General features: G+C 35.5%; 11 protein-coding genes and 1 pseudogene. 2 read left to right on the forward strand and 10 right to left on the reverse strand.

Annotated features, from left to right (window positions below; translation table 11 throughout):
• From RHS_RS28080 to RHS_RS28100, 5 genes and pseudogenes are all read right to left on the reverse strand, one after another.
• Positions 1 to 486: pseudogene (locus tag RHS_RS28080) on the reverse strand (serine--tRNA ligase); the annotation flags it as partial.
• Between the two features lie 149 nt (positions 487 to 635).
• A complete protein-coding gene (locus RHS_RS28085) occupies positions 636 to 1,148 on the reverse strand; it encodes a DUF4446 family protein (protein ID WP_027295387.1) in 513 nt (170 codons plus the stop codon).
• Between the two features lie 12 nt (positions 1,149 to 1,160).
• Complete coding sequence (locus RHS_RS28090; protein WP_047835051.1) at positions 1,161 to 2,078, reverse strand: ParB/RepB/Spo0J family partition protein; 918 nt, start codon at positions 2,076 to 2,078, stop codon at positions 1,161 to 1,163.
• Positions 2,072 to 2,845: a ParA family protein gene (locus tag RHS_RS28095; protein WP_047835052.1), complete on the reverse strand. Its 774-nt coding sequence runs from the start codon at positions 2,843 to 2,845 to the stop codon at positions 2,072 to 2,074. The genes RHS_RS28090 and RHS_RS28095 overlap by 7 nt, the downstream gene beginning before the upstream one ends.
• 137 nt (positions 2,846 to 2,982) lie before the next feature.
• Complete coding sequence (locus tag RHS_RS28100; RefSeq protein ID WP_047835053.1) at positions 2,983 to 4,209, reverse strand: hypothetical protein; 1,227 nt, start codon at positions 4,207 to 4,209, stop codon at positions 2,983 to 2,985.
• A 264-nt stretch (positions 4,210 to 4,473) separates the two neighbouring features.
• Between RHS_RS28100 and RHS_RS28105 the strand changes: the two genes are divergently transcribed.
• Positions 4,474 to 5,418, forward strand: a complete 945-nt coding sequence (locus tag RHS_RS28105; RefSeq protein WP_047835054.1) for an alpha/beta fold hydrolase — start codon at positions 4,474 to 4,476, stop codon at positions 5,416 to 5,418.
• Positions 5,419 to 5,667: 249 nt separating this feature from the next.
• A complete protein-coding gene (locus tag RHS_RS28110; RefSeq protein ID WP_027295392.1) occupies positions 5,668 to 6,261 on the forward strand; it encodes a TetR/AcrR family transcriptional regulator in 594 nt (197 codons plus the stop codon).
• Positions 6,262 to 6,435: 174 nt separating this feature from the next.
• Here RHS_RS28110 and rsmG read toward each other — a convergent pair whose 3' ends face one another.
• From rsmG to RHS_RS28135, 5 genes are all read right to left on the reverse strand, one after another.
• On the reverse strand, positions 6,436 to 7,158 hold the full coding sequence (gene rsmG / locus RHS_RS28115; protein WP_044297194.1) for a 16S rRNA (guanine(527)-N(7))-methyltransferase RsmG: 723 nt from the start codon (positions 7,156 to 7,158) through the stop codon (positions 6,436 to 6,438).
• Positions 7,158 to 9,041, reverse strand: a complete 1,884-nt coding sequence (gene mnmG, locus RHS_RS28120) for a tRNA uridine-5-carboxymethylaminomethyl(34) synthesis enzyme MnmG (RefSeq protein WP_047835055.1) — start codon at positions 9,039 to 9,041, stop codon at positions 7,158 to 7,160. The genes rsmG and mnmG overlap by 1 nt, the downstream gene beginning before the upstream one ends.
• Positions 9,042 to 9,053: 12 nt before the next feature.
• A complete protein-coding gene (gene mnmE, locus RHS_RS28125) occupies positions 9,054 to 10,430 on the reverse strand; it encodes a tRNA uridine-5-carboxymethylaminomethyl(34) synthesis GTPase MnmE (protein ID WP_047835056.1) in 1,377 nt (458 codons plus the stop codon).
• Between the two features lie 208 nt (positions 10,431 to 10,638).
• Entirely contained in the window at positions 10,639 to 11,457 is an 819-nt protein-coding gene (gene jag, locus RHS_RS28130; protein WP_027295396.1) for an RNA-binding cell elongation regulator Jag/EloR, read from the reverse strand.
• 12 nt (positions 11,458 to 11,469) lie between these two features.
• Positions 11,470 to 12,020: YidC/Oxa1 family membrane protein insertase (locus RHS_RS28135; RefSeq protein ID WP_047835057.1), on the reverse strand; the 551-nt coding region annotated here is incomplete at its 5' end.

A 12,020-nucleotide genomic window follows, 5' to 3' on the forward strand; every position in this document is an offset into this window, starting at 1 on the left:
ACTTTTCTTGCACTGTCTAAATCAATGCCGTCAAATTTTTCCTATAATTTCTGTATGATATGGAATCTCAAATTCAGGTACAAAAGGTTCTCCGTATTTTTGTACTTCCACATTTTCACTATCATCTTTACCAATTGGTACGGATGAGTCAATAATGTTGGGAATTATCATCATAATTTTTTTGAGCTCTTCTTCAACATTTCTTTCTTTTTCAGATAACTCGTTTAATCTTTCTGCCTGAGAAGCTACCTGTTTTTTAATTTCTTCTGCTTCATCTTTTTTACCCTGTGCCATTAATCCGCCGATTTGTTTGGATAATTTATTACGCTCAGCTCTTAAAGATTCTACTTCTTTTTTGATATCTCTGTTTTCCTGATCCAACTTTAAAACTTCATCTACCTTTTCAAGCTTATAATCCTGAAATTTATTACGAATATTTTGTTTTACAACTTCCGGATTCTCTCTTAAAAATTTTATATCTAACATGTTTTAATGTCCTCTCTTCTATCTTAATTTTACTATAAAATCCTATAATATTAAATTTCTACCTTATATAATACCCTATTTTTCTTCATTCGTAAAGGGTCAAAAAAAAGCAGATTATTTACATAATATCTGCTTTTTCGATGACAATTTTATATTTCCGTATGGGCATTTACTGCCTGTCTTAGTGCTTCTTTTTCTTCTTCACCAAGTACAATATAGGACTCACCCTTTACAATTTCCTTAATATAGGTATAACATCCTTCCCTGCTATGGATTGCATTTATAACCAGTCCGTTATCTTCTTTATCCAACATAGCCAGGGCAAAACTTAATTTACCTCCTACTTCTTTAAAGGCATCGTATTTTACAATTGCAGTTTTATTCAAAGTCCTGTTTTGTATTTCTTTTATCTGTTTGATTTCCTCCATATGATTTTTACTGGACTCCATCAGCATATCAATATCATTTATATTGTGAAGGATGGTTTTTTCTAATGATATACCATCTTTTCCCTTCATGAAAGTTTTATACTTTTTCATAAAACGATCCATTTTAAATGAATTCTTTATTTGGAACACAAAGAGGATGATTATCATAATCATCATAAGAATTAAAATAATCCCCGGATCGATTCCTAAAGCATTGATGATTTTACTTTCCATTTAATAGCTCCCCTATCTGATTGATTCTAACATTTCTACGATACGTTCAAGTTCTTCATTGGAGTAGTATTCTATTTGTATCTTACCTTTATTATTTGATTTATGATCAACAATTACTTTTGTACCCAGGATAGCTTTGATTTTTTCTTCTATATCTTTATATATAAGACTATTTACAGTATTTTTTTCATCTGTTTTCTTTTCTGTCTTCTCTAGCTGGATCGTTTTCATGAGTTTTTCAGTCTCACGTACACTTAATTTTTCATCAAATATTCTATTCGCAACTGTATACTGTAACTCTTTATCTTCAATTGATAATAAGGCTCTTGCGTGCCCAGTCGATATCATATCATCTATTACCATCTGCTGAACTCTGTCATCTAATTTAAGTAAACGCATTGAATTTGTAACAGCTGTACGACTTTTGGAAACCCGCTCTGCAACCTCATCCTGCTTTAAATTAAACTCATTTAATAAGCGTTTATATGCATGAGCTTCTTCAATTGGATTCAAATCTTCTCTTTGAATATTTTCAATCAACGAGATTTCTACTCGTTCCTGGTTTGTATAATTTTTAATTATTACCGGAACCTCTTTTAACCCAGCTATTTTAGCAGCTCTCCATCGGCGTTCACCTGCAATTATTTCATAATAATCTCCCTTTTTTTGTACAATTAAGGGCTGTATAACGCCAAACTGCTTAATAGATTCAGCAAGTTCTAAGAGCGCATCTTCATCAAACTTTTTACGAGGCTGTTCTCTATTTGGTTCTATCTCCGTAATTTTAATTCTTATCTCTTCCTGTTTAACTACTGTCTTGACTTGTTGTTTTTCTTCTTTTGCATCTTTGACCGTAGTTTTTTGGGAGGTGCTATGTGTCGGTATTAACGAATCCAGTCCTTTTCCCAAACCAGTTTTTTTTACTACCATTCTTCTTCTCCTCTATGTATCACTTCTTCTGCCAATAATTTATAGCTCTCTGCCCCTGTGGATCTGGAATCATAAATATTAATTGGCATTCCATGGCTTGGCGCTTCTGCAAGACGAATATTACGCGGAATAATTGTCTTATAAATTGTTTGATTTAAATTATTTTTAACATTTTCAACAACCTGTAGTGAAAGATTAGTACGTGCATCATACATTGTAAATACTACACCTTCCATCTCCAGTTCCGGATTCAGTCTTTCTCTTACTAAATTAATGGTGTGCATTAATTGAGTTAATCCCTCTAATGCATAATACTCACATTGAATTGGTACTAAAACAGTGTCAGATGCGCACATTGAATTCACCGTAAGCATACTTAAAGATGGAGGGCAGTCAATAATAATAAAATCAAAATTATCTTTTACTTTAGCAACTTCCTTTTTTAAAATATACTCTTTTTCATCAATTTCAATTAATTCGATCTCCGCAGCAGCTAAATTGATATTAGAAGGCATCAAACTAAGATTTTCATATACATCTTTTATCATGCAATCTTCAATAGTGCATTGTCCTAATAATAACTCATATACTGTATTTTCGGCATCCTCTTTTTCTACTCCAATACCACTGGTCGCATTACCCTGAGGATCCATATCTATGATTAAAACTTTTTGACCTAATTCTGCCAGGGAGGCAGATAAATTAATGGCCGTAGTAGTTTTTCCTACGCCGCCCTTTTGATTAGCAACTACGATCGTTCTTCCCATAATTTAATCCCTTTCTTGATTTATACTTTTACATTATAGCACTTATCGAAATGATAATCTATAAAAATGTTTCACGTGAAACATCATTTATGTAAAATTTAAGATTTCAATGTTTCACGTGAAACATTGAAATCAATTTATACGAGATTTTCTAATACATATTTCAGATTTTTAAGTTCCACATTACACTCCTCTTTATTTGTGAGCAATAATTTCTGACACAATTCTATCTTAGACAATAGCTTTTGCATATCATCACTCCTTATTACCTTGTCACCCGTCTTTCGTCCTGTTGATCTGCTGCTTAAAAATTTATTTTCCAGTGAACTATCAGTAGCAGCCCCAAAGTTTATTACTTCATTTTCTTCCTTATCTAAAACAGAATTTTTCTTATCCGGTCCCTCCATGATATTAATAAAATGACTGCCGGACTCACTTTCTATAACATTGCTTAATTCTTTCATATTATTTCTACTATCTATATTATTAGCAGGTTCCACATCATCTATACTTTTACCTTCTACAATATTTATAAAATGAACAGGGGTATTCTCCTCCACCTTATTTTTATTACTATTTATAAGCTTATTTTCATCCAAATTTCTATTTCCATCCAAAACTTTATTTTCCAGGGAAGTATACAAACTTTTTTTATCAAATACATTTTTAATTTCTCTTCTATCTCTGGAACTTTCTGAATTATAATCCATTTTTAAATTAGGGTTAAGTCCTGTTCTTACTACTCTAGAACTGGTACTACCTTTTTTGTGTGCCAATGCATCAAAAAATTTTCCCGTATTTCCATTTGTTTTAATTTTAATAGTACCATTTTCATTCCAATTTTTTATTTTCTTTTCATCAATATTCTGTCCTGATTCAACAGATGTTTCTCTATCTTCTTTATTTTCTGTTTTTTCTTTATTTTCTGTTTTTTCTTTATTTTCTGTTTTTTCTTTATCTTCTACTTTTCTTATATTATCTATTTTTACATCATTTTTAATATTTTGATTATAACCAGTTACTTCAACATTTTCGCTCTCTAACTGCTTTTCTTCTGCTTCCTGGAACATCTTGTCCAATTCCATTCTTTGTTCCAAAAGACGATTCATTTTTCCTTTTACTGTTTCACGTTCCTGTACAAGATCCTGTAACTTCCGATCATATTCCACTATACTGTTTTTTGTGGAATATTTCAAACTTCTTGGAGAAAAAATCACAAAATCTATATCATCATCTTCCTGAAGTCTTTTTATGTGTTCATTGATCTCGCCTTCACTTTTGCGGATGGTTTGATACTCTCTATCCAAAATTTCAAATTGAAGTCTATTCGTTCTAAGCTTATCTTCTATGTATTCCTTTATCATTATTTTTCCTTCTTACGGTTTCATCTATTTAAAATAAAATCCAATAATTTGTTTTATTTCTATATACTATCATATACTAAATTCCGACATTAGGAAAGCAATTTTTCACATTCCCTTAAATTGCTTTTTTTATAAATTCTTATTACTTTAAAACCGCATTACCAGAAAAAAAGAATTGTAAGTCTTTGCAATATAGCTTATAATATAGATAAAGTTTGCGTGACTTAAAAGTTACGATTTTGTTTAGAAAGGGGTTACAGCATTATGAAACACAAAATAAAAACTACGATCCTACTCACCACATTTGCAATTGCTGTGATGCACATTATTAATAAATGTATAGCCTCAGCCGCTGTAATAAAACATATGTTAAATGCAAATACCGGAAACTATTTTGAGTGGAGATTTGGTAATGTATTTTATACCAAATCCGGTCATGGAAACCCTTTGCTTTTAATTCATGATCTTACTCCCTATTCATCCTCTTATGAATGGAATGAAGTAATTCGTAAATTATCAAAGAACCATACTGTTTATGCTATTGACTTGTTGGGATGTGGTCGCTCTGATAAGCCAAACTTAACTTACACGAATTTTTTGTACGTTCAATTAGTTACTGATTTTGTAAAAAAGGTGATTGGTCAAAAAACTAATGTAGCTGCTACTGGCATTTCTTCTTCTTTTGTTGTTATGGCATGTCACAATGATTCCGAGTTATTTAATAAAATATTTATGGTTAATCCGGAAAAATTGTCCAAGTTAAACAGTATACCAGGAAAACGTTCTAAAGTGACCAAATTTTTAATGGATCTGCCGATAATAGGCACCACTGTCTATAATATGATCATTAACAGGTCAAATTTAGAATATCGTTTTACAGAAGAATATATTTATAATCCTTTCCGTTTAAAAGGAAAATATATAGATGTATATTATGAGGCTGCTCATTTAAAAGACAGTGGCGGAAAATATTTACTTTCCAGCTTAAATGGTCTTTATTTAAATGTAAATATTGCACATGCCCTAAAAGAAATAAACAATAGTATTTTTATCATTGCAGGCAGTAAATGTCAGGATATGGATGGCATTATAGCTAACTACGTAGAAATTAATCCGGCAATTGAAACAGCGTATGTAAATGATACAAAGTCTCTTCCTCAAGTGGAAGCTGCTGACTCCTTCCTTGAACAATTAAATATTTTTCTTTAAACTATAAAAGTTAATCATTTCAGTGTTAAATATGAGTGATTAACTTTTTATATTGTTTAATTATTATAATCTTAATATCATAAAACATTTTTATGATCCAAACTTACTTATATTATCAAATTGACAATAAACAAATATATATAAATAGTATTAATAAAATATTTTTTACATTATTGGCAAACGACCACCGGACGTTTATAATAAAATTCATAAAGCGACCATTGGTCGCTAGTATAAGGAGAATATACTATGGCTAAAGGATTAACACTTACAAAAGAACAGATACTGCAACGTCAAAACGAAATAGCCTCTATAGCACTTAGCTTTTTTAATAAAAAAGGATTTCAAAAAACTTCCATGCGGGAGATTGCTGAAGCTGCCGCAATGGGTAAATCCAGCCTGTATGACTTTTTTACAGCAAAAGATGAAATTGTTGTTTTTATTGTTGAAGAAAAGATGAAAAACCTACTGCAGGATACAAGAAATATAATAACACTGAACTTATCTCCCACAAGTTGTTTAAAGAAGCTTATGGAGATGAATCTTACATATACAAAAGAAAACAGCGGACTTCTTTTGTGGGTAAAATCAGAAGAAAGATTTTTAGCTGCTGCGTATCAAAAGCGATTAAAAAAGCTGCATTATGACTATCAGGATATGTTTCAATCCGTTATTGAGAGAGGCATTTCTGACGGTTTCTTTCGCAATACAGATTCTTCTCTTGCAACCAGATTACTTATTAACTCCATGCTATCCATTGTATATACTACAAGATCTTCCAATAGTCCGGAGGATATGCTAAATATGACACTAGATATTTTTCTACACGGAATTATTATTTAGGGGGTGATTTTATAAATTACTTGCCAATGGATATTGAGGGGCCCTGGAAAAGGGCAGACTGTATATCATTCAGACCAGGCCAATTTAACCGTAAATGGTAAAACCGGAACTGTTACTATGGACAATCCTGCATAGAGGTATCAAAATCTCCACACTAATAGCCTGACAATTAAGTCAGGCTATCGGTTCTTTTGCAGGCAGTCCTGCCTTTCTGGGATATTTTCCCGGAGTCTTCTTTACCTTTTCTATTACAACAAGAGACCGCTCAATATCGCTTCCCGGAAGTGTAAATTTTACTGTATCTTTCATTTTTCCACCAAGCAGAAAAACTGCATTTTTTGCATTTTGTAACTCATCCTCTATACTGCCGGATTTATAAGAAATAAAGTTTCCATGTAACATTGTATATGGTATACAATATTCAGACAGTGATGCCAGATTTGCCACTGCCCTTGAAACGCAGAGATCAAACATCTCCCTGTATTCTTTCTGCTTTGCATAATCTTCTGCCCTGCCATGTATGGCTGTTATCCCTGATAACCCTAATTTCCCGATTACTTCATTTAAAAACTTAATCCGCTTATTTAATGAATCCAGCAGTACAACTTCCAAATGAGGGTATACGATCTTAATTGGAATGCCCGGGAAGCCCGCTCCTGTGCCCATATCCAGGACTTTTTTACATTGCCCAAGATCTGCAGCCTTAACGATAGATAAGCTGTCTACGAAGTGTTTTTGCATGACTTCGTCATATTCTGTAATCCCCGTAAGATTCATTACCTTATTCCATTCTACTAATAACTCATAATATGTCTCAAACTGATTTACCTGGGTATCTGTCAGTTGTATTCCAAGCTCCAGACATCCCTGAATCAGTACGTTGTTCTTTTCCTCCATTATGACCTCCTGCCGTATTGTTCCATATATATTAAAAGTACAGAAATATCCGCCGGTGTTACTCCTGATATTCTGGACGCCTGTCCAATTGACATAGGCATATATAGTTTTAATTTTTGTTTTGCTTCGATACGAAGCCCACTGATATCTTCGTAATCAATATTTTCCGGTATTTTTTTGCTTTCCAGCTTTTTAAACTGGGATACCTGTTTTAACTGGCGTTTGATATACCCCTCATACTTAATATTAATATTAACCTGTTCCTGAACTCCTGTTGATAACTGAGGACGTCCTTCATCAATTTCACCAAGCATTTCATAAGTCAGCTCCGGCCTTCTTATTAACTCACCAAGGGTAGTTCCGGTTTTTAAAATGGTGCTGTTATGTGCTTCCAGGAATCTCTGAATCTCCTTTGAAGCACCTATATTTGTATGATCCACTCTTTTCGTCTCTTCTGCTATTTGTTTTTCTTTTTCTAAAAGTGCCTGATAAACCTCTTCGGAAATTAAACCTGCCTCGTATCCTTTTTTAGTCAGACGCAGATCAGCATTATCCTGTCTGAGCAACAGGCGATACTCCGAGCGGGATGTCATCATACGATAAGGCTCATGATTCTCTTTTGTTACCAGATCATCAATTAATACACCTATATAAGATTCCGAACGATCCAGTATCAAAAGATCTCTTCCCAATACCTTCTGTGCTGCATTAATACCTGCTACCAACCCCTGGGCTGCTGCCTCTTCATATCCGGAGCTTCCATTAAACTGGCCACCGCTGAAAAGCCCTTTAATATTTTTAAATTCCAGCGCTGCATTCAGCTGTCTCGGATTGATACAGTCATATTCAATCGCATAGGCATTTCTTACAATTTTTGCATTTTCTAACCCCGGCACTGTTCGGTACATCGCTGTCTGTACATCTTCCGGCAGGGAACTGGACATCCCGCCAACATACATTTCATTCGTATGCAGACCTTCCGGTTCAATAAATACCTGATGCCTGTTTTTATCAGAAAATTTAACTACTTTATCTTCAATAGACGGGCAGTATCTGGGTCCGGTTCCTTCAATCATACCAGAATATAATGGGGAACGATCCAGGTTTTTCTTTATGATCTCATGGGTATTTTCATTCGTATAGGTAAGCCAGCAGGATGCCTGTTCAATCTGTACATCCTCCGGATTTGTGGAAAAGGAAAATGGAACTACTGTTTCATCTCCAAATTGTTCTTCCATTTTATTAAAATCTATAGACCGTTTATCAATTCTGGCAGGTGTTCCTGTTTTAAAACGAAACATTTCTATTCCATTTTCCTTTAGGGAATCCGTCAGATAGTTTGCAGCCTGAAGCCCGTTTGGACCCGTATAATTACTGATATCTCCGTAAATGCAACGGGACTTCAGATATGTTCCGGTGCACAATACACAAGCCTTACAGTGATATACTGCTCCGGAGAAGGTTTTCACGCCGCTGATTTTGCCGTCTTCTACTATAATTTCCGTTACTTCTGCCTGCTTCACAGACAGATGGTCTGTGTTTTCAAGTATTTTCCTCATCTCGCGGCTGTAGTCCGCCTTGTCCGCCTGGGCTCTCAGAGAATGAACTGCCGGACCTTTTGATTTATTTAACATCTTAGACTGTATAAAGGTTTTATCTATATTCTTGCCCATTTCTCCGCCAAGAGCATCTATTTCACGCACCAGATGTCCTTTGGAGCTGCCTCCTATGTTTGGATTACAGGGCATCAGGGCAATACTGTCTACACTTACCGTGAACACAATTGTCTCCAGTCCAAGTCTGGCACTTGCCAGAGCTGCTTCACATCCGGCGTGTCCGGCCCCAACTACAACAACGTCAACATTTTCTTCTATGGTATTCATGTTATATCCTTTCTATTTTCCCATACAAAACTTACTGAAAATTTCATTTACCAGATCTTCTCCCACGGATTCACCGATAATTCCACCCAGTTCCTCATATGCACTCATCAAATCAATGGAATAAAAATCCTCCGGCATCCCCATTTCAATACTTTCCCTTACCTGCCTTAAGCTGGAAAGCGCATCGGCAAGTGCTGTCTTATGGCGTATATTTGTTATATAGACCTCATCATTAAATGAAATTTCCCCATGGAAAAACATTTCTTTTAAGGTAAGTTCCAGTAAATCAATTCCTTTATTTTCTTTTGCTGAAACAGGAATGACCGGCTTATCTATTCTCTCTTTTAACATTTCTTCTGAAGTAATCATCTGAAGATCTGTCTTATTTAACAATATAATTGCTTTTTTACTCCTCAGCATCTCTATTATTTCACTGTCATTTTCATCCAGCTCTGTAGAAGAATCCACCACATAAATTATCAGATCTGCATCTTTTGCATAATCTTTTGCCCTGGATACCCCGATCTTCTCCACAACATCCTCTGTACTGCGTATTCCCGCCGTATCAATGATATTCAGGCTGATTCCATGAATCTGTATGGTCTCCTCTAAAATATCCCTGGTTGTCCCCGCTATATCCGTTACAATAGCTCTCTCCTCTCCAACCAGTACATTTAACAGAGACGATTTTCCTGCATTAGGCTTACCTACAATTACAGTCCGAATTCCTTCCTTCATCATCTTACCATCTTCTGACGATGCAATCAACTTCTCTAATTTACCAATTAATTTATTATTCACCTGCTGAAGCTCTCCGCCATATCCCTCCAGGCTGATATGCTCCGGATCATCTAAAGCTGATTCAATAAATGCTATATGATAAATAATCTGCTCGCGAATATCCTTAATTGCCTGCATTACCGAACCTCTTAACTGGCTTACAGAACTTTTCAGCGCATATTCATTCTTAGCATTAATTACATCAATTACCGCTTCCGCCTGGGACAGATCCATTCTTCCGTTCAGAAATGCTCTCTTTGTAAACTCCCCAGGCTCTGCCGGTCTGGCTCCGTTTTTAATAACAGTCTCCAAAATACGTTTCATGGCATAAACCCCGCCATGGCAGTTGATCTCAATTGTATCTTCCGATGTAAAACTTCGGGGTGCCCTCATAACCATTACCAGTACTTCATCTATCATCTCATCCCCATCCATGATATAACCGTAATGAATTGTATGGGTTGGTACTTCTGACAACTTTTTTTTCTTTCCTTTTGACTGATAAACACGATCTATAATGGTAAAAACCTCGCTGCCGCTCATTCTGACAATTCCAATTCCGGATGCCGTCATTGCTGTTGAAATGGCTGCTATGGTATCTGTTTTCATGTTTCCTACCTCCTTATGCCGCATTTACTGCGGCTATTATAAATGGTGTGAAAGTGATCTTCTTTCACTCCTACCTCCTGACGCCGCATCTACTGCGGCTTTAACTTGACGATACACAAAAGAGTGCCTTGCAATCTCCCAGCTGATAAACCCTATCCATATTTGGATACACTGAGGAATTGCACGACACCCCCTTATAATAAAATCTTTATTTTTTTAATGTAACAACTACTTTACGGTAAGGCTCTTCCCCTTCGCTGTGTGTAGTAACATATGGATCATTCTGAAGTGCTGAGTGAATAATTCTTCTCTCATAAGGATTCATTGGCTCTAAAAATACCGGTCTTTTTGTCTTCTTCACCTTAAATGCAATGTTTCTTGCCAGGTTCTCCAATGTCTCTTTTCTTCTGTTTCTGTAATTTTCCGTATCCAGCTTCACACGGGTATAAGAAGCTTTTCCTTTGTTTACAACAAGGCTTGTAAGATACTGCAGCGAATCCAGGGTTTGTCCTCTTTTGCCAATCAGGACTCCCATGTCATCTCCATTTAAATCTACACTCAGCGTGTCATCTGAAAATTCTGCTTTAATTTCTACATTCATTTCCATTGCTTTAAACACGCCCTGTAAAAATTCATATGCGGATTGTTCAACTTCTTCTTTATTTGCAGGTATCCTGGAAACCTTTACTACTTCTTTTACTTCTTCTGAGACTTCTTTAAAAACAGGTTCTTTTTTGAAACTTTCTTTTTTAATGCTTTCTTTTCGAACGGGTTCTTTCTTTACAGGCTTTTCTTCCTTTTTCACCTTGCTTTCCTGCGTGGTAAATAAAGGAGTATCTAAAATATCTTCTACAGATTCTTTCTTTCTTGCACGAATGACAGCCGGTTTACTTCCAAACCCCAAAAATCCCGAGCTTCCATTCTCAAGTACTTCATATTCAATATTGTCACTGGATGTTTCCAATTGAATCGATGCTTCAATGATAGCATCCGAAACTGTTTTTGCAGACACTTTAATGTAATCCATAAGAAAACCCTCCTATTTCTTATTCTTCTCATTGTATTGCTGAACCATTCTGGCTTTGGAAGCAATACTTCCAGGTTTTGCATTTGCGGTTTGATTATAATATTCTGTAGATTTCTTAATATCTTCTTCTGACATTTCTTTTTTCACATTAGCCTTCGCACGTGTGGAAGGATGTGAAACCGGTTCATTAATATTCTTCACATTCAATTTTGCCTGATTAGATATCTTCTGAGGAGGCAGGCCCATCTTTTCACGTTTCTTATTTTGCTTCTCCAGGTTTTTGGAGATCAGTGCTTCCACATCTACGCTGTCCATATGTTTGTTAACAATAATCTGCTGAACACTTCTGATTACAGCACCGGCGATCCAGTAGAGTCCCATACCTGCCGGCAGTGTCAGACAGAATACTGCTGACATGATCGGCATGATCATATTCATGGTCTTCATGGAGCTTGCCATGGTACCACCCTGTCCGTTTGCATCCGGCTGCGGCATCAGTTTGGTGTTAAACCACTGTGTTAAACCAGCCAGAACAGGAATTGCAATTGCTCCTATAATAACCA

This window comes from Robinsoniella sp. RHS (assembly GCF_001029355.1).
GTDB classification, from domain to species: Bacteria; Bacillota; Clostridia; order Lachnospirales; family Lachnospiraceae; genus Robinsoniella; species Robinsoniella peoriensis.

Bases quoted from the DNA above. Each gene is read 5' to 3' on its own strand.
- RHS_RS28085 (WP_027295387.1), bottom strand. From the start codon at position 1,148: ATGGAAAGTAAAATCATCAATGCTTTAGGAATCGATCCGGGGATTATT.
- RHS_RS28090 (WP_047835051.1), bottom strand. From the start codon at position 2,078: ATGGTAGTAAAAAAAACTGGTTTGGGAAAAGGACTGGATTCGTTAATA.
- RHS_RS28095 (WP_047835052.1), bottom strand. From the start codon at position 2,845: ATGGGAAGAACGATCGTAGTTGCTAATCAAAAGGGCGGCGTAGGAAAA.
- RHS_RS28100 (WP_047835053.1), bottom strand. From the start codon at position 4,209: ATGATAAAGGAATACATAGAAGATAAGCTTAGAACGAATAGACTTCAA.
- RHS_RS28105 (WP_047835054.1), top strand. From the start codon at position 4,474: ATGAAACACAAAATAAAAACTACGATCCTACTCACCACATTTGCAATT.
- RHS_RS28110 (WP_027295392.1), top strand. From the start codon at position 5,668: ATGGCTAAAGGATTAACACTTACAAAAGAACAGATACTGCAACGTCAA.
- rsmG (WP_044297194.1), bottom strand. From the start codon at position 7,158: ATGGAGGAAAAGAACAACGTACTGATTCAGGGATGTCTGGAGCTTGGA.
- mnmG (WP_047835055.1), bottom strand. From the start codon at position 9,041: ATGAATACCATAGAAGAAAATGTTGACGTTGTTGTAGTTGGGGCCGGA.
- mnmE (WP_047835056.1), bottom strand. From the start codon at position 10,430: ATGAAAACAGATACCATAGCAGCCATTTCAACAGCAATGACGGCATCC.
- jag (WP_027295396.1), bottom strand. From the start codon at position 11,457: ATGGATTACATTAAAGTGTCTGCAAAAACAGTTTCGGATGCTATCATT.